Here is a 22,230-nt window from a genome sequence, read left to right as displayed (position 1 = left end):
TTCGACGGTGGGCGAAGGGGTCGGTTCGCGGGGGACGTCCGTCGTTCGCGGAAATGGATCGCATCGCGGCGCGGTTGGCCGCCAAGGCCCGCAGGCTTCAAGCCATGGGCCGGCGGTATTGGATTCCCCGCCTCGAGGAACTGCGGACACTTCGGTCCGCGGGCGGACTGGTTCCCGAAGGAACGCCGGTCCGCCGGGGGCTCATAGGGATGCCGGACCGACCCCTCGGGGCCCCCCCACATCATGGAGGTTCTCGCCGGACATAACGATGGGCCCCTCGGTCGCAGGCCGGAGGGGGATCAAAAGACCGTCGCGCGGCCTGGGCCGGGGATTCCGCGGTTCGCCGATCAATCGCGTGCAAGTCCCTGATGGTCCTGCTACAATGCGGCGGCGTTCGACGGAGAGGTGGCAGAGTGGTCGATTGCGGCGGCTTGCTAAGCCGTTAGTCGGGGTTTTCCTGACTCCAGGGTTCGAATCCCTGCCTCTCCGCCATTTCCGAAGGACGGAATTCCCGCGCGGCCCGGCCCTTTCTCTCAGGGCTTCCGGCGCCTGAGGACGATGAGATACTGGGACGTCCCCGGATCGGCCGCGAAGTCCCGCGGGCGCCTGGCGTTGCGGCCCGCAACTCCCGAGACGCACCAGGTGAGGGTATCCCCTTCCAGTTTGAAGATCCCCAGATACGTCTTCCCGCGGTAGCCGCCCGTCGTCCCCGTGGCGTCGAGGTTGCGGCCGTCGATCGTGAAGGTCGCCTCTCCGATGAGGCTTCCGGACTCCTTGCGTCCGGCCAGAAGCTCCCCTTTGAACGTAAACTCCACCTTCGCGCCCTTCGAAGGATCGTCCCCCCGGCCCTCCGTGAAGCGCATGCCGGTCCAGGTCCCTTCCAGGTCCTTCGCCGAGATGGGAGGCGTTTCTCCCTGGCCGGCGCGCGCGAGCGCGGCGGCCGCCGCCAGGAGCGCCCCGAAACCGGAAAGCTTCATCAAGAAAAAGCCTCCACCCTTCCTAACGCCGGCCGGCGGTGGGGCGGTCCAGCACTTCGCGCACCTTGCGGGCCAGCGTCGAGGGAGTGAATGGCTTCTCCAGGAAATCCGCCGCCGCAATCCCGTGGCCGTTGGCCGCGAGCGCGGGCGCCGTGTAGCCGGACATGTAAAGAATGCGGATTTCCGGACGCGTCTCCGCCAGTTGCCGTGCGAGATCCCGCCCGCTCATGAACGGCATCACCGAGTCGGTCAGGAGGAGATGGATCGGCTTGTCGTACTCGCGGGAGACGCGAAGGGCCTCGTTCCCGTCGGCCGCCTCGAGCACCTGGTAGCCCAGGGACGTCAGGAGCTCCCGGATGAGCCGGCGGATCGAGCGCTCGTCTTCGGCCACCAGCACCGTCTCCGTCCCGCGGGGCAGCGCCCCGGCCGGCCCTCCGGCCGCCTCCGTCTCCGCCTCCGCCTCGGCCGCCGGCGCCTCCGGAAGGTAGATCTTGAACGTCGTGCCTCGGCCGGGTTCGCTGTAAACCCAGACGCCTCCCCCGGCCTCCCGCACGATCGCCCAGACGATCGAAAGTCCCAGTCCCGTTCCGGCGCCTTCGGGCTTCGTCGTGAAGAAGGGCTCGAAGATGCGGGAGAGCGTCTCCCGATCCATGCCCGTTCCCGTGTCGCTGATCGAGAGCACCACGTGCGGCCCCGGTGAAAGGCCCAGGTGGCGCTCCGCCGCCTCCGCGGCCAGCTCGACCCGGGCCGTTTCGAGCATCAGGGTGCCTCCCTTCGGCATGGCGTCCCGCGCGTTGAGGGCGAGATTCATGACGACCTGCTCGAGCTGTCCGCGGTCGGCCTTGACGGGTCCGAGGTCCGCCGCCGGCCGCAGGACGATCTCGATGTCGCTGCCGATGAGCCGCCGGAGGAACTTTTCCATGCCCGCCAGGACCGCGTTCAGGTCGAGCCGCGTCGGCGCGGGCGGCGACTTCCGGCTGAAGGCCAGAAGCTGCCGAGTGAGGGACGCCGCCCGCTCGGCCGCCCGGAGCACTTCCTGCAGATCCCGCCGCAGAGGATCCTCCGGGGGCAGGCGCTCCAGCGCCGTCTGCGCGTATCCGTGGATCACGGTGAGAACGTTGTTGAAGTCATGGGCGACGCCCCCGGCCAGGCGTCCCACCGCCTCCATCTTCTGCGCATGGCGGAGCTGCTCCTCCAGGGTCCGGCGCGCGCGCTCCGCGGCCAGGCGGCCCGACACGTCCCGCACGAAGACCTGCGCGCCCGGCCGGCCCTCCCAGTCCACCGGCGCGGCCACCACCTCGACGTCCACGAACGTGCCGTCCGCGCGGAGCCACACCTGCGCGACGAGCGGCACCGCCTGCTTCTCCTCCCTCAGGCGCCGGATGCGTTCCCGGACGAGATCGCGGTAGTCTTCCCGAATGAAATCGAGGACCTCCCGTCCGAGAAGATCCTGGGGTCGCGCCACGCCCAGGATGCGGGCGATCGCCTCGTTCGCGTAGACGAAGCGCCCGTCCGCCTGGATGAAGATGCCTTCGGGAGCCAGCTCGACGAGATCCCGGTACTGCTCCCGGCTGGCCCGAAGCGCCTCCCGTCCGCGGCGTTCGGCCCGCGCGTGGAGAATCCCCACCAGGGCGGCGATCGCGGGTGCGGCCACGGCCCAGATGAGCACGCGCTGGAAGTCGGGTTCGGTGTATTCGAAGGGACGTCCGGGTTTGGAAAAAAACCACGCGAACGAGGCCCACGCGACGGCGGCGGCCGCCAGGCCAGGCCCCAGCCCTCCGCGGAAGGCGGCCCAGACCACGGCCAGAAGAAGCGCTGCCGGCGGATTCGGAAAGGGAGTTCCCGCGCGGCGGAGGATCTCCACCAGCGCCGCCGCACCGGCCGTGACGAGGACTCCTTCGGCGAAACGGCGGAACCGCCCGTTCGAATGTCCGTTCCCGTTCTTCACCGGGGCAACTCCCCTGTTTCCCCGGTCGCACCGCTTGTAAGTATACTCCGGAACTTCGGCCGCCGCGGTTCCTGTTGAATCCCGCCGCGGGAGGCGACTTTATAGGGTAGAAAAAGGATGTAGAACCGACGACGCTCGGGACATGCGATCCTCCGAATTAAGGAAGGTGAACGCCGATCGACGCGAAGCCCCTTCGCTCACCGCGGTGATCCGCGAGCTGGCCGGGGTGCGCGAGCTTCCGCGGCTGGTCGAAATCGTCGGCCGGGCGGCCCGGCAGCTCACCCGGGCCGACGGCGGCGCCTTCGTGCTGCGCGAGGGCGACCAGGTTCATTACGTCGAGGTGGACGCCCGCGAGCCTCTCTGGAAGGGGCGACGGTTCCCCGCCTCCTGCTGCATTTCCGGCTGGTCGATCCTCAACCGTGCGCCGGTGGCGATCGAGGACATTTTCGCCGATCCCCGCATTCCTCACGACGTGTACCGGCCCACCTTCGTCAAGAGCCTCGCCATGGTGCCGATCCGGCCTTCGGATCCTTTGGGGGCTCTGGGCGTCTACTGGGCCCGACGCCACGCGGCGACTTCCCGGGAAATGGGCATTCTCCGGGATCTCGCCGACGCGACCGCGATCGCCTTCGCCAACATCGCGCTCTACGACGAACTGCGGCGGCTCAACGAAGATCTCGAGCGCCGCGTGGCCGAGCGCACCGCCCGCCTCGAGGAGGTCCTCCGGGAGCTCGACGCCTTCGCCCAGCACGTGGCCCACGATCTCCGCGCGCCGTTGCGGGCCATGCGCGGATTCGCGCAGATCGCGCTCGAGGAGCTTGGAACCGGCCCGGAGGCCGCCGGTCCGCGGGAGTGGCTGGGGCGGGTCCTGGAGGCCGGGGACCGCATGGACGCGCTGATCGTGGATCTGTTGGCCTACAGTCGGCTGGCCCGCGCGGAGCTGCCGCGGGAACGTACGGATCTCGACCGCCTCCTGGACGAGGTTCTCCTCGAGGCGCGTCCCTCCCTCGCCGAGCGCAGGGGCGAGGTCGTCGTCGATCGACCGCTTGGGAACGTCGTCGCTCACGCGCCCGCCCTCAAACAGGTCTTTCACAACCTGCTCTCCAACGCGATCAAGTTTGTGGCCCCGGGGGTTCCGCCCCGCGTGCGGATTTACGCGGAGCCGCGACCCCCTCGCCGGAGAATCTGGGTCGAGGACAACGGCATCGGGATCGCCCCCGAGGATCAGGAGCGGATCTTCCGGATGTTCGAGCGGCTTCACACGCAGGATCGATACCCCGGCACGGGGATCGGCCTGGCCATCGTGCGCCGCGCGATGGAGCGCATGAGCGGAGGAGCGGGCGTGGAATCCCGGCCGGGCGAAGGAAGCCGGTTCTGGATCGAGCTTCCCGCCGGCGACGTTTGAGTCAGGACGCGCGCGGGGGACGCTCCTCCGGAACGATCGTGAGCCGCAGGCGGCTTCCGCGGCGCAGAAGGTCGACCGCCACCGTCCGGCCGATCGCGCCCTCCGCCAGAATCCGGTGGAGGTCGTCCACGCCGCCGACCGGCGAGCCGTCCAGCCGGACGATCGCGTCTCCGGGACGCAGGCCCGCCCGCGCGGCGGGGCTGTCGGGTTCGACCGCGAGGATCGCGACGGCGCCCGCGCCCGAAAGCTCGTTCTCGAGAACGACCCGCCGCGGCAGGGTGATATCCTGTCCGGTCACGCCGAGATAGGCCCGGCGCACGCGGCCGCGGCGCAGGATCTCCCCCGCCACGAAGCGGGCGGTCTGGACGGGAATCGCCAGGCAGATGCCCTGGGCGGGGAAGACCACGGCGGTGTTGACCCCCACGACCTTGCCTTCCCACGTCACCAGGGGTCCGCCGGAGTTGCCCGGGTTGAGGGGCGCGTCGGTCTGGATCACGTTCTCCAGACGGCGCCCCGAGGGCGTGCGCAGGGCGCGCCCCAGCGCGCTCACCACGCCCGCGGTGACCGACCACTGGAAGCCGAGGGGATTGCCCACCGCCACCACGAGCTGCCCCACGCGCAGCGCCCGGGAGTCCCCGAGCTCCGCGACCGGAAGCCCCGAGGCGGGGATCCGCACCACGGCCAGATCCGTGTCCGGGTCGTCTCCCACGGGATCGGCCTGGAACCGGCGGCCGTCGGGGAGAATCGCCTCGATGGCGCTGGCCTCGTGGATCACGTGGCTGTTGGTCAGGACGAAGCCGTCCGGAGTGAAGATGAACCCCGAACCGCCGCCCAGGGCGTCCTCCTCCCGCGCTTCGTAGGGGCCCGTGCGGCGCCACACGCGCTGCAGGACCTGGATGCTGACGACCGCGGGGCCGATCTTTTCGGCGGCCGAGACGACCGCCTGGGAGTACGGGTCCAGGCGCGGAGGCCCGGTGTCGAGCGCGGATTCCGGACGGGCCGGCGTGTTCTCCATCATCCTTCTAACTCTCCGCAGGAGCGGGAAATTCGCGGGTCCGAGCGCCGTTGCCCCCGTCCCCCCGCGGGGAGTATCCTGGAGGTGTGGCGACCCTCGAGGCGGTGCTCAAGATGATGATCGCCCGCGGCTGGCGGCCGGGGGGGCCCGCGTCCGAGGAGTCGGTGGCCCGCCTGGAGGCGGAATTCGACGTGACCCTGCCGACGGACTACCGCCGCTATCTCTTGGCCGCCGGCGGTGGCGAGTCGGCGGCTCCCGAGGCGTACACCGGGCTCTGGCCGGTCCGGATCCTGGCGGGCCTCAACCGGCGCTACCGCATCCCCTGGAATTTCCCGGGGCTGCTCGGGATCGGCAATGACGGATTTCTCGTTTACGCGCTCGATTTCCGGCACGAGCCGCCCGCCGTGGTCAGCCTGGGTCTTTCGAGCTCCGTCTGGGAAGACGTGGTGACGGAGACGGACAGCTTCACCGAATGGCTCGAGCGGCGGCTGCCGCGTTAGGTCAGAGCAGCCCCGAAGCGGCGCCCTGGTCCACGATCCAGGTGCCGTGGCGGGCGAGCTGAGCGGGCAGCGCCTTCGGGTCGAAAGGCCCTCCCAGAGCGCGCGCCAGGACCGGCGCCTTCTCCACCCCCGAGACGAGCACGAGAATCTGCCGCGCGCGCTGAAGCACGGGCGGAGTGATCGTCATCCGCTCCGGAGGCGGCTTCGGCGCCGTCACGACCGCCACCCGCCGCTCGCGTTCGTCGAGCGCGGGCGACCCGGGGAAGAGGGAGGCGGTGTGGCCGTCCTCGCCCATTCCGAGGAGCACCAGGTCCAGCGGATCGGGGAGGCGCCGGCCGTACCGCTCGGCGGCCTCCTCCCGGTCGGGCGCGTCGGCCGGCATCCGGAAGACGCGGCCGAGCGCGTCCGGACGGCTGCGCAGCAGCGTCTCCCGGACGAGCCGGTAGTTGCTCTCCTCGTGGTCGAGCGGCACGGCGCGCTCGTCGCCGAAGAAGAACTCCGTTTCCATCCAGGGAAACCGCTCCGCGTACTCGGGGCCGCCGAGAACGTCGTAGGCGGGGCGCGGCGTGCGGCCTCCGGCCAGGGCGATCGTGAACCGCCCTCGGGCGCGGACCGCCTGGCGGGCCTTGTCGCAGATCCACTCCGCCGCCAGCCGGGCCATTTCGTCCCGGTCGCGCGCCACGATCACGCGGGAACGCCGTCGCGAGGTCATTCCAGGGGCCTCCAGCGCCGCCGGTCGCGGCGGAGAAGATCGTCGGCCTCCTTCGGGCCGGCGCCGCCGCGCTCGTAGATCGGAACTTCGGCGCCCGAGCGTTCGTGCGCCTCGAGGAGGGGCGTGACGTACTCCCAGGCCTGCTCGTCCGCGTCGCGGCGGGCGAAAAGCGTGGCGTCCCCGCGCATCGCGTCCAGGAGGAGGCGCTCGTAGGCGTCCACGGGGGGGTGGTGGAACGACCGGGCGTAGGAGAAGTCCATCGTGACGCCCGCGACGGCCAGATCGTCCCCGGGGGCTTTCGTCGCGAAGCGGAGGGCGATGCCCTCGTCGGGCTGAATCCGCAGGACCAGGACGTTGGGCTCGATCCGTCGGCAGACCTCCTCGTGCCCGAAGACGCAGAAGGGGATCTCCTTGAAGTGGACGGAGACCTCGGTTCGGCGGCGCGCCAAGGCCTTGCCCGCGCGGATGTAGAAGGGCACGCCCTGCCAGCGCCAGTTGTCCACGAACGCCCGGAGGGCCACGTAGGTGGGCGTCCGCGAATCGGGGGCCACGCCCGGCTCCTGCCGGTAGCCTCGGTACTGTCCCCAGACGACGTCGCCGGGATCCGCGGGCCGGAGCGCGCGGTAAACCTTGAGCTTTTCGTCGCGGATGTCCTCGGCGCGGAAGCTCACGGGCGCCTCCATCGCGCAGAGAGCCAGGACCTGAAGGAGGTGGCTCTGGACGACGTCGCGGAGGACTCCGGTCTGGTCGTAGAACTTTCCGCGGCGTTCGACGCCGATGTCTTCGGCCATCGTGATCTGGACGTGATCGACGGCGGTGCGGTTCCAGAGGGGCTCGAGGATCGCGTTGGCGAATCGGAAGACGAGGATGTTGCGGACGGTTTCCTTTCCGAGGTAGTGGTCGATGCGGAAGACCTGGCTTTCGTCGAGGACCTCGGCGATGAGGCGGTTGAGCTCGCGGGCGGAAGCGAGGTCGCGTCCCATGGGCTTTTCGAAAACCACGCGGGACCAGGGGCCGCCGCGGGGCGGATGGAGGAGCTTCTGCTCCTTGAGGTTCCGCAGGATGACCGGGAAGGCGGCGGGCGGGACGGCGAGGTAGAAAAGACGGTGGCCGGCGCCGGCCGGCCGCGCCTCCAGGCGCTCCAGCGTCCGGCGAAGGGCCGCGTAGGTGGCGGGGTCGGCGACGTCTCCCGGGGCGGTTTCGACGCGCGCCGCGAAGGCACGCCAGGAGGCCTCGTCCAGAGGCGCCCCCCGGAGGGCGGCCCCCACGGCCTCCCGGAGGGAGGCGCGGAAGGCGTCGGCGGCGCCGACCGAGGTGCTCGTGCCGACGAGGGCGAAGCCGGCGGGAAGGTCGCCGGCGGCGCTCAGGCGGTAAAGCGCGGGGGCGAGCTTGCGGCGGGTGAGATCGCCCGTGGCCCCGAAGAGAACGAGGGTGCACGGGTCGGGAGGGCGCGACGGAAGCAGCGCCGCTCCGGGCGCGGCTTCGACGCGGATGCCGGTCGGGTCCATGGGGGATTTAGAATAGTCGGCCGGCGCGGTCGGGGGAAGGGAAAGAGGCGCGTCACGCGCGGCGGAACCAGCGGACGATCCTGGCCCAGAGCCGCGGCCGGGGCGGGCGCCGCTGCGAGACGAGAAGCCTCAGGAGCTGCTCCGAGGTGAGCCAGCGTTTCCGCCGCAGGATCTCCCCCAGCGGCAGGCGACCGCCGGCGGCGCGCTGCTCCGCCAGCGCCGCTTCGAGCTGCTCCTCCGTCAGGTACCCCCAGCCGACCGCCAGCTCCCCCAGCCGGTCGCCGCGGCGCGCGGGCCGCTCCTCCTCGGGGCCTTCCGCCAGGAAACGGCGCACGGAATCCAGGTCTTTCATGGCCCCACGATCCTCCGGTACTCCTCCTGCGCTTCCTGCTCGTCGGCGGCGTAGGCTTTCACCCGGCCCAGCACGATCTCCCGAAGCTCCGCCCGGCACCGGGCCAGGCGCTTGCGGACGTCCGACTCCCGCAAGCCCAGACGCTCGGCGACTTCGGCGTACGTGAGGCGGCCTTCTCCTTCCAGACAGTACAGTCGGAAGACGTCGAACAGTGCCGAGGCTCCATGACGGCGCAGACGGTCCTCAAGCTCCCGGAGCGAATCCTCAAGCACCGTCCGCTCCCACTCCCGGTCGAAGACCGTCTCGGGGTCCCCCGGGGGAGGCGCGGGCGCCCGGTCGTCGAGATCCTCGAACCGCAGAAGCGGAGTTCCGTCCGGAGGCCGGCGGGCGCGCTCGCGGCGCGCGGCGTCCGTCATGAAGTTGCGCAGCGCCTTTTTGAGGAACCCTCGGAAGCTTCCGCGTTCCGGGCGAAGCCGCTCCCAGTCCCGGCGCTCGAGCATGCGGGCGAAGAATTCCTGCGTCAGGTCCTTGGCGTCCTCGACGCTGCGGCGTCCGGCCGCGCGGATGTAGAAGTACGCGGGTTTCCAGTAGAGTTCGATCAGCCGCTCCAGCGCCCGGCGGTTCTCCTCCCGCGCCGAGCGCAGCAGCCCCCACGAGGTCGAGGGGAAGTCCCGCAGCGGCCCCCCGATCGTGGTTTCTCCCGGATCCCGAGTCATCCCTCTTCTAAGACAGCCGGGCGCCCCCCGCCGGTTTCGAAAATTCGGGGACGATTCGGCGGAGCGTGCGTACGGGTGGGCGGATCCGAAACGTCGACAAAGGAGATTCGCCATGAAACGATGGAACGCAGGGATCGCCGTCCTGGGGGTTCTTCTGGCCGTGGCCGGAGGGTGCGGGGACGACGGCGGGTCGTCTTCCGCTCCCGCGGAGCCGGGACCCCAGGAGGTCGTCCAGGCCCAGAAGGCCGACGCCGCCGCCCAGGCCGTGGAGGAAACCACCGAGATCGCCACCGATGCGATCGTGGAAAGCGGCGCGCCGGGAGCCACCTCCGCCAAGTCCGCCCCCACGGCTAAGACGGCGGCGCGGACGTTTTCCCCGGAACCCAGCCCGGCATTCGCCTTCCAGGGCGCCGTGAGCCTCGAGATCGACCTCGACGCCAAGGACGCCGAAGGCAACGACCGCTGGCCGAACGCCTCGGGCGTTTTTACGGTGAACGCCGCCGGCGCCGTGAGCGGCACCTCCGCCGAGGGCAAGGCCCAGTACGCGGTCGAAGTCCGGTGGGTCACCGAGGGCGTCTTCCGGGACCCGGTGTGCGGGGCGGAGGCCCGCATCGCTCCCGGGAGCGGCTGGACCTACGGTCTGGCCCTCGAGTGGTCCCGCCAGGACGACCTCAACTGGTCCCTCCGCGCCGCTGAAACGCTCAACGGTTCGGGCGAAGCGGTGGTGACGCACCAGGAGGAGACGGCGCAGGTCACCTGCTCGACTGAGCTGGCCCGCGGCTTCGTCTTCACGCGGTCCTCGGGCGCCTACTTCTTCGCCGCCTTCTGGAGCGGCCGGCGGACGGTCACGATCACGCAGGGCGCCGAAACCCACACGGTCGAGTTCCTGATCGAAGGCGAGGATCGGATCCGGGTGGTCGTGGACGGCGTCTCCTACGGGCCGTTCACCCGCGCGCAGCTCGCCGCGATCTTCCGCTTCGACTGCGACGAATAAGAGCCCCACGGTATCCCGGAGGGCCGCCGAACCCCCGGCGGCCCTCCGTTTGTCTTAAGCGCGGTAGAATTCGGAGGGGTGTTCATGCGCGCGCTCTGGGCGGTCGTGCTTCTGGCGGGTTCCTCGGGCGGCGATCCGGCTCCGGACTTTACGCTGCCGGATCTCGAAGGCCGTCCGGTGGAGCTCCGTTCGTTCCGGGACCGGAAGGCGGTGGTCCTCCTCTTCCTCGGCATCGAGTGTCCCCGGTCCCGCGCGGCGGAGCCGCGGCTCGGGGACCTGGCGGCGGCGTACGGTCCCCGGGGGGTCGCCTTCCTGGCGATCAACTCGAACTGGAACGAATCGGTCCGCGAGATCGCCGAATACGTGGCGCGGTCCGGCTTTCCCCTGCCGGTGCTCAAGGACGAAGACGGCCGCGTGGCGGATCTTTACAAGATCGAGATTCAGCCGGCGGCGGTCGTCATCGACGCCGCGGGGAAGATCCGTTACCGGGGCCTCATCGACGACCACAAGGTCGAGGAGTTCGTGCGGCGGCGGTATCTCAAGGACGCGATCGAGGCGGTTCTGGGCGGCGGCGAGGTCGAGACCCCCGTGACCCAGCCGGAAGGCTGCGCGATCCGGCGGCGGGAGAAGGCGCGCTCGACGGAGATCACCTACGCCAGGCACGTGGCGCCGATTCTCTTCCGCCACTGCGCGGGCTGCCATCGGCCGGGCCAGGTGGGGCCGTTTTCGCTGGAAACCTACGAGCAGGCGGCCGCGTGGTCGGCGGAAATCGTGCGGGAGACGAAGCGCCGCCGGATGCCGCCCTGGAAGCCGGTTTCCAACGCGGGGATGTACTACAACGAACGGAGGCTGAGCGACGAGGACATCGCGATCCTCGAGAAGTGGCACCGCGCGGGCGCTCCCGAGGGGAACGCCGCGGAGGCGCCGCCGCCCCCGGCCTTCTCCGATCAATGGATGCTCGGCAAGCCCGACGCCGTGCTCAAAGCCGAAGGCGGCTTCGTGCTGGGCCCTCGGGGGCGCGACGAATACCGCTGCTACGTCCTCGAGAACCCCTTCGACGAGGACAAGTGGGTCGTGGGCGTCGAATTCCGCCCGGGCAACCCCCGGGCGGTGCATCACATCATCGGGTATCTCGACATGACCGAGCAGTCCGTCCGCAAGGATCGGGCCGATCCCGAGCCGGGCTACCGGTCGAACGGATCGGGGCCCAACATCGTGCCTTCGGGTTCGCTTTCGGGCTGGGCGCCGGGGAACATGCCCCGGATGCTCCCGCCGGGGGTGGGGCGGAGGCTGCGCAAGGGCGAGCGGATCGTCCTGGAAACCCACTACCACAGGACCGGGCGGCCGGAAAAGGACGAAGGGGCGGAGGTGGCGCTTTACTTCGCCAAGGAGCCCGTCGAAAAAATGCTCCATGTGCACATGCTGGCGAACGTTTTTCTCCGCATTCCTCCGGGAGCCCGGGAGCACAAGGTCACGGCCTCCTACACGGTCCCCCTGGACGTCACGGCCTACGACGTGATGCCCCACATGCATCTGCTGGGGCGCCGGATCGCCGTGACGGCCACCTTTCCGGACGGGCGGGTGCAGGACCTCGTGCGGATCGAGGACTGGGATTTCGCCTGGCAGGAGACCTACCAGTTCAAGGAGCCGCTCCGGCTGCCCAAGGGGACGAAACTCCGCCTGGAGGCCTTCTACGACAACTCGGCGGAAAACCGGAACAACCCCTCGGATCCGCCGCGCTGGGTCAAATGGGGCGAGCAGACGACCGACGAGATGTGCATCGCCTTCATTCATTACACGTTCGACGGGGAGGATCGACGGCGCTCCCGTCCCGTCGAGGAGAGGAAGGGCCCGTGACGGACGATCCGCTGCCCCTGACCTTCGATCCCGTCTCAAACGGCGAGTACGTGCCTCCTCCGAAGACCGCGCGCGACCGCGAGGCGGAGCGGCGGGTCTACCGGCGGGCGGAGCGGGCGGCGCGGCGCCTGGGGATATCGCGCCGGGCGTTTCTGGCGGGCCCGTGCGGCATGGCGGCGACCCTCTGGACGATCAACGAAGTCTACGGAGCCGCCGGCGGCGGCTACGCGATCCGTCCGGAGATGCTTCTGGAGCCGCAGGCCGCTTCCGGGGCCGTGGAGGGCAAGGAGTTCATCTTCGACGTGCAGTCCCACCACGTGATGCCCGACGGGCCGTGGCGGCAGAAGAATCCGCTCCTGGCGATGGTGCTTCGGGGGTGGGGCCGCGGGCGCGGCGAGAAGGATCCCCTCCGGGGGCTTTCGCGCTACTACTACGCCAAGGAAATCTTCCTCGACAGCGACACCACGGTGGCGGTGCTCTCGGCGCTTCCGGCCCTTCCGGAAGGCCAGCCCCTTCCGGATCGGGACGCCGCCGAGACGCGCGAGATCGTGGACCGGCTGGGCGGCTCCCCGAGGCTGCTCGTGCACGGCCTGGTCACCCCGAACGTGGAGCCTCTGGCGGCGCAGCTCGAGGGAATGGAGCGCCTGGCCTCGGAATTCAAGATCGCCGCGTGGAAGGTTTACACGCCCTGGGGACCGCGCGGCCAGGGATGGTGGCTGGACGATGAGAAGGTGGGCGTGCCGTTCCTCGAGAAGGCGCGGGCGCTCGGGATCCGGATCGTCTGCGCCCACAAGGGGCTTCCTCTGGGATTTCTGGGCGGGCGCTACGACCGTCCGGTGGACGTGGGGCGCGCGGCGAAGCGCTTCCCCGACCTCAAGTTCGTGATCTATCACTCGGGATACGACCCGGCCGTGGAGGAGGGGCCCTACGACCCCGGCCGCGCCGACGCGGGCGTCAATTGCCTCATCCGCTCGCTCGAGGAAAACGGCATCGCGCCGGGTTCGAACGTCTACGCGGAGCTCGGCTCCACGTGGTGGCTGCTCATGAAGCGGCCGGATCAGGCGGCCCACGTCCTGGGCAAGCTCCTCAAGCACGTGGGGCCGAACAACGTCCTGTGGGGAACGGATTCCATCTGGTACGGGTCCCCGCAGCCGCAGATTCAGGCCTTCCGCGCCTTCCGGATCGCCCCGGAGCTGTGCGAGAAGCACGGCTACCCGGAGCTGACGCCGGAGCTCAAGGCGAGGATCTTCGGCCTGAACGCCGCGGCGCTGTACGGGATCGATCCCCGGCGGATCCGCGAGGCACTGCCCAAGGACGAGATCGAGAAGCTGCGGCAGGCGTATCGCGAGCGCCCGGAGCCGAGTTTCGCCGTCTACGGGCCGCGTACCCGGAGGGAGTTTTTCGCGCTCCTGGCGTCGCGGGGCGGTCAGCCCGCTTGAAACGTCCCGGTCCTTCTGGGACAATTCCGCCGGAAACGACGGCGGAAGGGAGGCCGGCATGACGCTCGCGACGGCGGCGGTTCTGGCGCTTGGGACCCTCGCGCCGGGCCAGGACGGCGACGGATGGGTGTCCCTCTTCAACGGCAAGGACTTCTCCGGCTGGCGCGTTCCCGAGGGGGACAACGGCCACTGGCGGGTCGTGGACGGAGTGATCGATTACGACGCCCGCAGCGAAGCCAAAGGGGACAAGAGTCTCTGGACGATGCGGGAGTACGGCGACTTCGTCCTGCGGGTGGATTGGCGCATCAAGGAAACGCCGTACATCAATCCGAACGTGCCGGACATCCTGCCCGACGGGACGCACCGCAAGGGGCCCGACGGGAAGGAAATCCGCCTGTCGGTTCCGGATTCGGATTCCGGGATCTTTCTGCGCGGCAGCCCCAAGCATCAGGTGAACATCTGGTGCTGGCCGATCGGGTCGGGCGAGGTCTACGGCGTCCGCATGGATCCCAAGACGCCGCCCGAGGTCCGCGCCGCCGTCACGCCGCGCAAGAAGGCGGACCGGCCGATCGGCGAGTGGAACACGTTCGAGATCACCCTGCGGGGGGACCGCCTGACGGTCGTTCTGAACGGCGAAACGGTGATCGAGAACGCGCCGCTGCCGGGGATCCCTGCGCGCGGGCCGATCGGGCTTCAGCACCACGGGTCCTGGAGGGACGGGCGCTGGACGAGCCCTCCGTCGCTCGTTCAGTTCCGCAACCTCCGGATCCGGGAACTGAACTAGGCTACTTGGCGGATTCCTCGAGGCGGACGACCCTGTAGGGGTGGTCGCGCCGCCGGGTGACTTCCGCCTTTACGATCTTGTCTCCGGCCGCCAGGGCGTCGACGACGTCCTGCCCCTTCAGCACCCGTCCGAAGACCGTGTGCTTCCCGTTGAGCCACTCGGTGGGGAAGTGGGTGATGAAGAACTGGGAGCCGTTCGTGTCGGGTCCCGAGTTGGCCATGGAGATCGAGCCGCGGAAGTGGAGGCGGTGGCCCGGACCCAGCTCGTCCTTGAAGCGGTAGCCGGGGTCGCCCGAGCCGTCGCCCCGGGGGCACCCGCCCTGGGCCATGAAGTTCGGAATCACCCGGTGGAACGTGAGGCCGTCGTAGAACTTCCGGTCGACGAGCTCCACGAAGTTGGCCACCGTGTTGGGGGCTTCGTTCTCGAACAGCTCCAGTTCGATCTCGCCGCGGCTGGTCGTGAGCTTCACGCGGGGCAGGTCGTCCGCCCGGGCCTCGCGGGCGCGCAGGGCCTCCTCCCGCGGCCAGGCTTCGCGGCAGGCGACGGCCATGCCGTGGAAGCGCCGGATGGATTCCGCCGCCTCGGGTTCGAGCGCGCCCTGAAGCAGGCCGTCGAAGAGTTTCGCGGCGTCGTCGAAGCGGTGGGTGGAATAGCGGCAGAGGCCCAGGAGCGTGCGGGCCTCCACGTGGGCGGCGTCCCGGGCGAGGACGCGCTCGGCGCTCCGGGCGGCGGCCTCGTAGCGGTTGAGGCCGTGCTGGAGCCGCGCGGTCTTGAGCGCGAGCCCCACGTCGTCCGGCCGGAGCGTCCCGAGCTTCTCGAAATCCTCGAGCGCCTCCGCGCGGCGGTCGTAGAGGAGGCGCGCCTCTCCGCGGACCTCGAGGAGTCCGGGATCGGCCGGCGCCTTTCCCAGTTCCTCGGTCGCCGAGGCCAGAAGCGCGTCCATGGCGCGGATCGCGGCGTCGCGGCGCTCCTGGAATTCGCGCGCGAGAGCCTCGCGTTCGACGGCGAGCTTCTTCAGGGCCTCTTCGTCTTCGGAGCCGCTCCGGAAGGCGGCGTCGTTGCGGCGGAGCCGGTCGCGGAGGTCCATGAGCGTGCGGACCTCCCCGCGGATCCGCTCGAGCTCGGCGCGGAGGCGCGCGGCGGCGTCGGAATCCTGCGGGCCGGCCAGAAGGAGGAGGAGGGAAATCACGGGGAAGTCTCCTGACAGGACAGAGATGATACGGACGGAGGCGGGGCCGCGTCGCGGGAATTCCGGCGGCGTCAGACCAGGGGACCCTCCTCGAACGGGCCGCGCGGTTTGGGGGGCGGCTCGAAGGGTCGCGCGCGCAGGCCCAGGGAGAGGACGTCGGCCACGGCGCGGAGGCGGGCCATCTCCTCTTCTCCGAAGGGCCCGGAGGCGCGCCGGAGGATGAGCCTCCCGCTGGGTTCTCCGAGACCCAGCAGGACGCACGCTTCGAATCCTCCCTCGATCGGCCTGGCATATTCGGTTTCGCGGGAGCCCATCCGCGGCACGGCGCCGAGGCCCGGGCGCTCGGGCTCCCGGCCGGGCCGCACGGCGCGGGACCAGAGCTTGCCCTGATCCTCGAGATCGTAGCGGAGCCAGTCGGCCGGGACGATCCGGACGATCTCGGCGGTCAGGTCGGGAAGAAGCGAGAGAACCGCGCGTTTCTGCCGGAGGATGCGGGCGAGCGGCTCGATCATGATTCCGTTGTACCCGGACGGCGGGGAGCTTGCAACGGTTCCGGGCGGGCCGTAGACTTCCCGCGTGTCTCCCGAGCGGCGCGCGACGTGGTGGCTTGTTTCGATGTGCGCCGTCTGGGGCTCCACGTTCTTTTCGGTGAAGCTGGGCGTGGAGGGGATGGCCGCGGCGGGCCTGGATCCCCGGGCGGCTCCGGCGGCCTTCGTGTTCCTGCGGTTCGCGCTGGCGGCGGCGCTCTTCCCGCTGTGCTACCCGAAGGTCCTGCGGGAGCTGGGGCGGGGGACGCTCGCCGGAGGGGCGGCGCTGGCGGTGCCCTTTTCCGCGGGGTTTCTCCTTCAGACGGGCGGGCTGGGAGCCACCTCGGCCACGGTGTCGGCCTTTCTGACGAACCTGACGGTGGTGCTGACGCCGCTCCTCGGGCGGCTTTTCTTCCGGGAGACGCTCGTGCCGGCCCACGTGGCGGGAGCGGCGGTGGCGTTTGCGGGCGTGTGGGTGCTGACCGATCCCCGGGGCGGCGGCTTCGGTCCGGGGGAGCAGCTGACGGCCCTCTGCGCGCTGGCGTTCGCCGTGCAGATCCAGATGACGCCGGGGATCACGCGGCGCCACCCGCCCGAGGGGGTCACGTTCGTCATGTTCGTTCTGGCGGCGGCCTTCTCGGGGGCGCTTCTGGCGGCGATGGGCGTGGGGCCGCGGGCGCTGGCGGCGGCGGTCCGGGGGCCGCACGTCGCCTGGACGCTTTTCTACACGGCCACGGTCTGCTCGATCCTCGCGCTCGTCATCATGAACCGGTGGCAGCGGGAGGTGACCCCCACGCGGGCCGCGGTGATCTACTCGCTGGAGCCGGTCTTCGCGGCCGCGTTCGCGGCGGCGCTCACGGGGGAGCGGCTCGAGGCGCGCCACTGGGCCGGAGGGGCGATCATTCTGGCGGGGAACGCCGTCTGCGAGGTCTTTCCCAGGATGCGGCGGGGTTAGGGAAAAAGCTTCCGCCGCCGGCGCTCGTCGTACCCCAGGACGCGGATCGGGGCCCCCGAGCGCAGCTCCACGGTGTCCCCGATCGCCAGATCGTAGCGGATCCGCGAGCCGTCGATCCAGACGGCCGATTCCACGAGGAAGGTGACGATCGCGAGCCGCTCGGGAAAGCCGCGCAGGAGCCGGTAGCGCCGCACGGGCCACGTGTAGGGCTCCCGCACGAGGTACTGGAGGCGGCGGGAGGAGAGGGGCATGCGGCGTCCGCCGGCGGAGCGGATGGCGGCGGTGGAGCCCGCGGCGGTGGAAATCCAGAGTCCGGAGCTTTTCTGATCCTCGGTCCGCGCCCCCACGCGGAGGCGGTAGCGGGTCATGGCGGCGGGGTTGCGGTGGGCGAACAGGACGTCGTTGAAGGGCCGCTCGCGGATGGGTTTGCCGTTGATGGAGACTTCCATGCGGCGGACGGTGACGCCGGGAAGGCGTCCCTCGAGCGCCCGGTCGAGGGGCTCGCGGAAGCCGAAGCGGTCGGCGCAGGTCCACAGGCCCAGGGAGCTTCCGGGATCGGAGTTGATGCCGAGGATCGGGATGTCGTTGACGTGCCGGGCGGCGGCGAAGAAGGTCCCGTCGCCGCCGAGCGAGACGACGAGGTCGTAGTGGCGCCGCGCGGCGAGGCTTCCCCGGACGACGGCGTCGTAGCGGACGCCCCGCCGCTCGAGGTGGGCGAGGACCTCCTCCAGGGCGCGGCGGTTTTCGAGGTCGGCCCGGACGAGGCGCCGGCGGAATTCCGGATCGCGCACGGAGGCGGCGCGGCGGGCGCCGTGGACCTCGAGGAAGGACTTCTTGAAGACGACGAGGACCCTCATGGCCGAGTCATCATACAATCTGGCTCTCGAGAACCGTCATCTTTCCCCGTTTGAAGGAGTACAGCCGGGCCGGCCGGTGCGGGCCGGCCGCGCGCCGCTCTGGGCGGGGGCGCAGGAGGTCGAGCGACAGGATCTTGCGCCGGAAGTTGCGCTTGTCGAGGCGGCGGCCGAGGATCGTCTCGTAGAGCGTCTGGAGCTCGCTCAGAGTGAACGTGGAGGGCAGGAGCTCGAACGCCACCGTCGTGTAGCCGAGCTTGGCGCGGAGGCGCCGGATGCCGGTGCGGAGGATTTCGGCGTGGTCGAAGGCGAGCGCGGGAGGGCGAAGCGCGGGGAACCAGGCCGCGTCTCCGGACGGGGCCAGCGGCCGGGGGCGGATGAGGGCGTAGTAGGCCACGGTGACGGTTCGCGCGCGGGGATCGCGGCCCGGGTCGCCGAAGGTGTAGAGCTGCTCGAGGTAGACGTCGCGCAGGCCCGTTTTTTCGAGCAGATGCCGGCGGGCCGCCTCTTCGAGGGTTAAGCGGGGCCCCACGGGGCCGCCCGGAAGGGACCAGCGTCCCGCGAAGGGCGCCTCGCGGCGCCGCACGAGCAGGACGTTGAGGCGCCCCTCGCGCACGGTGAAGACGACCAGGTCCACCGTGACGGCGGTCGGCGTCGCGCTCACGGTCGTCGGGGCCTCCCGGCCCGGGGCCACGTCAATACTTGCGCGCGATGGGGAAGCGCCGGCCGGTGCCGAAGGCCTTGGAGGTCACCCGGATTCCCACCGGAGCCTGGCGCCTCTTGAACTCGCTGCGCTCCACGAGCCGCACGACCTTCTCGACCACCTCGCGGGGAAGGCCGGAGGCGACGATGTCCTCGGGCGACCGACCTTCTTCGATATAGGCCTTGAGAACGGCGTCGAGCGCCTCGTAGTCGGGAAGGTCGTCGGAATCCTTCTGGTTATGGCGGAGTTCGGCGCTCGGGGGCCGCGTGAGGGTTCCGGCGGGAATCGCCTCCCGGTCGCGGTTGATCACCTCGCGGGCGATCCGGTAGACGAGGGTCTTGGGGACGTCGCTCAGGACGGCCAGCCCTCCGGCCATGTCTCCGTAGAGCGTGACGTAGCCGGTCGCCAGCTCGCTCTTGTTGCCGGTGGACAGGACGAGATGGCCGAGCTTGTTGGAGATGGCCATGAGAAGGGCGCCGCGGATGCGGGCCTGGATGTTCTGCTCGGTCGTGTCCGCAGGGAGGCCCTTGAAGAGCTTCTGGAATTCGTCCATGAAGGCGTCGAACATGGGCTGGATGGAGATGACCTTGTACTCCAGTCCGACCGCGCGGGCGAGCGCCTCGGCGTCCGCCTTGGAAGCCTCGCTCGTGTAGATGCTGGGCATCATGACCCCGAGGACGTTCTCGGGGCCCAGGGCTTCGGCGGCGATCACGGCGGTGACGGCCGAGTCCACGCCTCCGGAAAGGCCCACGACGGCCTTCTTGAATCCGCACTTGTGGGCGTAGTCGCGGGTGCCCAGGACGAGCGCGCGGTAGACGGCCTCGGGATCGGAGAGGTTCTGGCCCCGCTGGTCGCCCGCGCCGTAGTCGAGGTCGATGAGGATGATGTCCTCCTCGAAGGGCTTGGCGTGGGCGATGATGTTGCCCTGGGGGTCGACGGCCACCGAGTTGCCGTCGAAGACGAGCTCGTCGTTGCCGCCCACCTGGTTGACGCAGATGACGGGGACGTTGTAGGTCTTGGCGTGGCTCTTGAGGAGTTCGAGGCGCACCCGGTCCTTGCCCACGGACCAGGGGGAGGCGGACATGTTGAGGATGAGCTGGAACTTCTTCTTGGCCATCTCGGCCAGGGGGTCGCGGGCGTAGCGGCGGGGGCCGGCGAGCTCCTCGTTCCAGATGTCCTCGCAGAGGGTCAGCGCGACCTTCTGGCCGCCGATCTTCAGCGGCGCCGCGCCCGCCGCGGGCTCGAAGTAGCGGGCCTCGTCGAAAACGTCGTAGGTCGGCAGGAGCGACTTGAAGGTGACGTAGGCGATTTCGCCCTGATCGAGAAGCGCGGCCGCGTTGTAGAGGGGCTTGCCTTCGGCGGAGAGGTTTTTCTCGACGAAGCCGACCAGGGCCGCGATGTCGCGGACCTTGGAGGCGAGCTCTCCGAGCGCGTTGATGTTGGCTTCCACGAAGGAGGGGCGTTCGAGGAGATCCCGGGGCGGGTACCCCGTCAGCGAGAGCTCCGGGAAGACGACGAGCTGCGCCCCCAGCTCCTTGGCGCGTCCGATGTGGGTGAGGATCTTGTCGACGTTGCCGGCGATGTCCCCGACGGTGGGGTTGATCTGAGCCGCGGCGATCTTCATTCTTCCGCGTCCTTTCTCAAGGAAAGAGCCTCGGGCTTCTTTCCCTCCTCTCTCCCCCGCGTCCCGCGGCGGATCGCCTCCTCCCGGGCCCGCTCCAGCGCCTCGCTGAAGCGCCCCGGGCAGCGCTCCGGGTCCCGCAGCCGCAGGACGCCCGCCGGAAGCCGGGCCAGTTCCTCCTGCGCCCGGCGCCGGATTTCCTCCAGGGAGGGCGGCTTTCCGAGCGCGCGCCCGCGGCGCATCGCCGGAACCCGCAACGACCTCCCGGCCAACCGCTCCTCGGCCGCGCCGATAGTATCCGCGCGGTACTGACCTTCTACGGACGTCCGAAAGACTTGCTTCCCAAAGGGATAGGTTGCCTTTTCGGCGCTCCCCTTGGCGCCGCCGATCCTATGCCCTTCGGGGGTCTCCCGCTCGACGAGCTTATATACCCCGCCGAGGGCCGGCGCATCGCTCGAGGTGACCCGTTCGGTGCCCACCCCGAACGCGTCGATGGGCGCTCCGCCGGCCAGAAGCGCGTCGATTTTATACTCGTTCAAGTCGCCGGATGCAACGATTTTGCACACCCGGAAGAAGAACCGCCCGTCCCGGGAAGACTCCCGCGAAGGCACGGAACGCCTCCTCACCGTCGTCGTGGCCGAGGATAGGCGAATGGGCCAGGGTGCCGGAGGCGGGAATCCCCGGGAGGCGTGCCGCGCGCGCCGGGCCGCCGCCGTCGTCCGCGTGTGGAGATCGACGGCCAGTCCGACTTCCCGCTCCGGGACGAAGGGGGCGTCCATGCCGGGTCCCCAGTTAGTGTTAAACCTACACTAAGTCGGGGGCGCGGTCAAGGCGGATCCGGGCGTCCCGTTCGGCGTTGTGCCTCGGTCGGGCGGTGTGGTATACTCGGGGCGGAGTGGCCATGCGGGACGTCGCGGGCGGCAGGGTGGTCCACGGGCACGCGCTCCGGGAACTTCTCGGGGCGGGCCGTTTCGGGGAAGTCTGGCGGGCGGACTATCTGGGACAGCCCGTCGCCCTCAAGATCTTCCGCCGCGGCCGGCCGGTCGCCGAACTCCGCCGGGAGGCGGCCGCGCAGTACGCCCTCGGGCGCCTGCCCGGGGCGGACGGCCGCTGGTTCCCGCGGGTCGAACACGTCGATCTCGACGCGGATCCTCCCTATCTGCGGATGGAGTTCCTTCCGGGAGAGCCGCTCGAGGACGTTCTGGCCGCGCGCCCCGATCTTCCGCTTTCGGAACGCTTCGCGCTGGCGGGCAAGGTGCTCGAAGCCCTGGCGGCGATGCACCGGAACGGCTTCGTCCACGGCGACCTTTCCGCGCGGAACGTGCTCGTGACGCCGGACGGGGACGTGCGGCTGATCGACGTGGGCTACGGCGGCCGGCCGGAGGGGGACGGGGAGATCGCGCTTTCCGCGGAGGCTCCCGCGGAGGGGGGAGTGGCCTCGCCCCTCTACTCGGCGCCGGAGCGCTTCGACGCGGCCGCGGGCGGCTGCGGCCCGGCGGCGGACGTCTTCTCCTTCGGGAAGCTTTTCTATCGCATCGTTTCGGGCGAGCAGCCCTTCGCGGCCAAACCCCTGGGACTGCGGTGGCCGGAGCTGGGGACGCGGTGGGACGGCTTTCTCTACCGGTGTCTGGAGGAGCGCGCGGCGGCGCGGTTCGCCGACGCCGCGGAGGCGCTTGCCGAATTCCGGCGCCGGCGCGAGGAGCCGGATGCTCCCGCGTGGCGCACCGAGTGTCCGGAGTGCCGGGAATCCCAGGCGCCGCAGGGCGAGCGCTTCCCCTGCCGCCGGTGCGGGCGCGAGCTGGAGATTCTCCTCTACGACCCGGCTTCCCGATATGCGGCCGCGGCGATCGTTTCGTCGGGGCGGCCTCCGGCCCCTCCGGCCGATCCGCCTTGCGGCCGGGCCGCAGAAGCGCCTTCTTTCGTTCTGCCCGCCGTCCTGGCGGGGATGGGCTACTTTCTCTTCTGGCTGCCGGGCGCGATTCTCAACTGGTACTTCCTCGAGGAGGCGCGACGGGTCCGGCGGGAGACGGGGCGGACGCCGGCCGGAACGGGCGCGCTCCGGCTGCTCCAGTGGCTCTTCGTCTGGCTGCCGCTGTTCTTCGCGGGAGGGATCTGCCTCCTGGTGGCCTTCGGGTTCTTCCTCCTGGCGCTCTTCGCCTGAGGCTTCGTGTACG

The 22,230-nt window shown here is 70.3% G+C and carries 21 protein-coding genes and 1 tRNA gene; 9 read left to right on the top strand and 13 right to left on the bottom strand.

The annotated features are described in order from the left end of the window. The first annotated feature begins 399 nt into the window (after nt 1-399). Nucleotides 400-492 (top strand) — tRNA-Ser (locus VNO22_13565). 41 nt (nt 493-533) lie between these two features. On the opposite strand, the gene VNO22_13560 is transcribed toward VNO22_13565, so the two are convergent. Beyond that, nucleotides 534-977, bottom strand: coding sequence for a TIGR03067 domain-containing protein (locus tag VNO22_13560; GenBank protein ID HXG62399.1), 444 nt, complete (start codon nt 975-977; stop codon nt 534-536). A 22-nt stretch (nt 978-999) separates the two neighbouring features. Continuing rightward, complete coding sequence (locus tag VNO22_13555) at nt 1,000-2,925, bottom strand: ATP-binding protein (GenBank protein ID HXG62398.1); 1,926 nt, start codon at nt 2,923-2,925, stop codon at nt 1,000-1,002. Between the two features lie 166 nt (nt 2,926-3,091). On the opposite strand from VNO22_13555, the gene VNO22_13550 reads away from it, so the two are divergent. Continuing rightward, nucleotides 3,092-4,330 (top strand): ATP-binding protein, encoded by a 1,239-nt coding sequence (locus VNO22_13550; GenBank protein ID HXG62397.1) that lies wholly within the window; start codon nt 3,092-3,094, stop codon nt 4,328-4,330. Between the two features lies 1 nt (nt 4,331). On the opposite strand, the gene VNO22_13545 is transcribed toward VNO22_13550, so the two are convergent. Continuing rightward, nucleotides 4,332-5,348, bottom strand: coding sequence for a trypsin-like peptidase domain-containing protein (locus VNO22_13545; GenBank protein HXG62396.1), 1,017 nt, complete (start codon nt 5,346-5,348; stop codon nt 4,332-4,334). A gap of 83 nt (nt 5,349-5,431) precedes the next feature. On the opposite strand from VNO22_13545, the gene VNO22_13540 reads away from it, so the two are divergent. Then, entirely contained in the window at nt 5,432-5,845 is a 414-nt protein-coding gene (locus tag VNO22_13540; GenBank protein HXG62395.1) for an SMI1/KNR4 family protein, read from the top strand. A gap of 1 nt (nt 5,846) precedes the next feature. Here the strand turns inward: VNO22_13540 and pgl are convergent, their stop codons facing one another. The 4 genes from pgl to VNO22_13520 are packed head-to-tail and all read right to left on the bottom strand — an operon-like array spanning nt 5,847 to nt 9,133. Beyond that, nucleotides 5,847-6,557 (bottom strand): 6-phosphogluconolactonase, encoded by a 711-nt coding sequence (gene pgl / locus VNO22_13535; protein ID HXG62394.1) that lies wholly within the window; start codon nt 6,555-6,557, stop codon nt 5,847-5,849. Beyond that, the gene (gene zwf, locus VNO22_13530) at nt 6,554-8,065 is read right to left on the bottom strand and encodes a glucose-6-phosphate dehydrogenase (protein ID HXG62393.1); all 1,512 of its coding nucleotides are present in this window, start codon (nt 8,063-8,065) and stop codon (nt 6,554-6,556) included. The genes pgl and zwf overlap by 4 nt, the downstream gene beginning before the upstream one ends. 52 nt (nt 8,066-8,117) lie before the next feature. Next, nucleotides 8,118-8,417, bottom strand: a complete 300-nt coding sequence (locus tag VNO22_13525) for a hypothetical protein (protein ID HXG62392.1) — start codon at nt 8,415-8,417, stop codon at nt 8,118-8,120. Beyond that, a complete protein-coding gene (locus VNO22_13520) occupies nt 8,414-9,133 on the bottom strand; it encodes a sigma-70 family RNA polymerase sigma factor (protein HXG62391.1) in 720 nt (239 codons plus the stop codon). Before VNO22_13520 ends, VNO22_13525 begins: the two co-directional genes overlap by 4 nt. Before the next feature lie 112 nt (nt 9,134-9,245). On the opposite strand from VNO22_13520, the gene VNO22_13515 reads away from it, so the two are divergent. The 4 genes from VNO22_13515 (at nt 9,246) to VNO22_13500 (ending at nt 14,207) form a co-directional block, all read left to right on the top strand. After that, nucleotides 9,246-10,127 (top strand): hypothetical protein, encoded by an 882-nt coding sequence (locus tag VNO22_13515; GenBank protein ID HXG62390.1) that lies wholly within the window; start codon nt 9,246-9,248, stop codon nt 10,125-10,127. An 84-nt stretch (nt 10,128-10,211) separates the two neighbouring features. Continuing rightward, nucleotides 10,212-11,984, top strand: coding sequence for a redoxin domain-containing protein (locus tag VNO22_13510; GenBank protein HXG62389.1), 1,773 nt, complete (start codon nt 10,212-10,214; stop codon nt 11,982-11,984). Further along, nucleotides 11,981-13,423, top strand: coding sequence for an amidohydrolase family protein (locus VNO22_13505; protein HXG62388.1), 1,443 nt, complete (start codon nt 11,981-11,983; stop codon nt 13,421-13,423). Before VNO22_13510 ends, VNO22_13505 begins: the two co-directional genes overlap by 4 nt. Nucleotides 13,424-13,481: 58 nt before the next feature. Further along, the gene (locus tag VNO22_13500; protein HXG62387.1) at nt 13,482-14,207 is read left to right on the top strand and encodes a DUF1080 domain-containing protein; all 726 of its coding nucleotides are present in this window, start codon (nt 13,482-13,484) and stop codon (nt 14,205-14,207) included. 1 nt (nt 14,208) lies between these two features. Here VNO22_13500 and VNO22_13495 read toward each other — a convergent pair whose 3' ends face one another. Both VNO22_13495 and VNO22_13490 read right to left on the bottom strand, forming a co-directional pair. Further along, the gene (locus VNO22_13495) at nt 14,209-14,685 is read right to left on the bottom strand and encodes a peptidylprolyl isomerase (GenBank protein ID HXG62386.1); all 477 of its coding nucleotides are present in this window, start codon (nt 14,683-14,685) and stop codon (nt 14,209-14,211) included. A 782-nt stretch (nt 14,686-15,467) separates the two neighbouring features. Continuing rightward, entirely contained in the window at nt 15,468-15,908 is a 441-nt protein-coding gene (locus VNO22_13490; protein HXG62385.1) for a hypothetical protein, read from the bottom strand. Between the two features lie 64 nt (nt 15,909-15,972). Between VNO22_13490 and VNO22_13485 the strand changes: the two genes are divergently transcribed. Continuing rightward, nucleotides 15,973-16,878 (top strand): DMT family transporter, encoded by a 906-nt coding sequence (locus VNO22_13485; protein HXG62384.1) that lies wholly within the window; start codon nt 15,973-15,975, stop codon nt 16,876-16,878. Here VNO22_13485 and VNO22_13480 read toward each other — a convergent pair. Genes VNO22_13480 through VNO22_13465 form a run of 4 tightly spaced genes read right to left on the bottom strand, consistent with a single transcriptional unit; the run spans nt 16,875 to nt 20,667 of the window. Continuing rightward, complete coding sequence (locus VNO22_13480; GenBank protein HXG62383.1) at nt 16,875-17,735, bottom strand: NAD(+)/NADH kinase; 861 nt, start codon at nt 17,733-17,735, stop codon at nt 16,875-16,877. The genes VNO22_13485 and VNO22_13480 overlap by 4 nt on opposite strands. Before the next feature lie 10 nt (nt 17,736-17,745). Next, nucleotides 17,746-18,396: an NUDIX domain-containing protein gene (locus VNO22_13475; protein ID HXG62382.1), complete on the bottom strand. Its 651-nt coding sequence runs from the start codon at nt 18,394-18,396 to the stop codon at nt 17,746-17,748. Nucleotides 18,397-18,427: 31 nt separating this feature from the next. Then, complete coding sequence (locus VNO22_13470) at nt 18,428-20,059, bottom strand: NAD+ synthase (protein HXG62381.1); 1,632 nt, start codon at nt 20,057-20,059, stop codon at nt 18,428-18,430. Further along, nucleotides 20,056-20,667, bottom strand: a complete 612-nt coding sequence (locus tag VNO22_13465; protein ID HXG62380.1) for a hypothetical protein — start codon at nt 20,665-20,667, stop codon at nt 20,056-20,058. The genes VNO22_13470 and VNO22_13465 overlap by 4 nt, the downstream gene beginning before the upstream one ends. A 290-nt stretch (nt 20,668-20,957) precedes the next feature. Between VNO22_13465 and VNO22_13460 the strand changes: the two genes are divergently transcribed. Further along, nucleotides 20,958-22,217: a protein kinase gene (locus VNO22_13460; protein ID HXG62379.1), complete on the top strand. Its 1,260-nt coding sequence runs from the start codon at nt 20,958-20,960 to the stop codon at nt 22,215-22,217. The last annotated feature ends 13 nt before the right edge of the window (nt 22,218-22,230 follow it).

This window comes from Planctomycetota bacterium (assembly GCA_035574235.1).
In the GTDB taxonomy this organism is placed as follows: Bacteria; Planctomycetota; MHYJ01; order MHYJ01; family JACPRB01; genus DATLZA01.
Note: the sequence above shows the minus strand (reverse complement) of the source record. Positions and strands in the feature narration are given on the sequence as shown.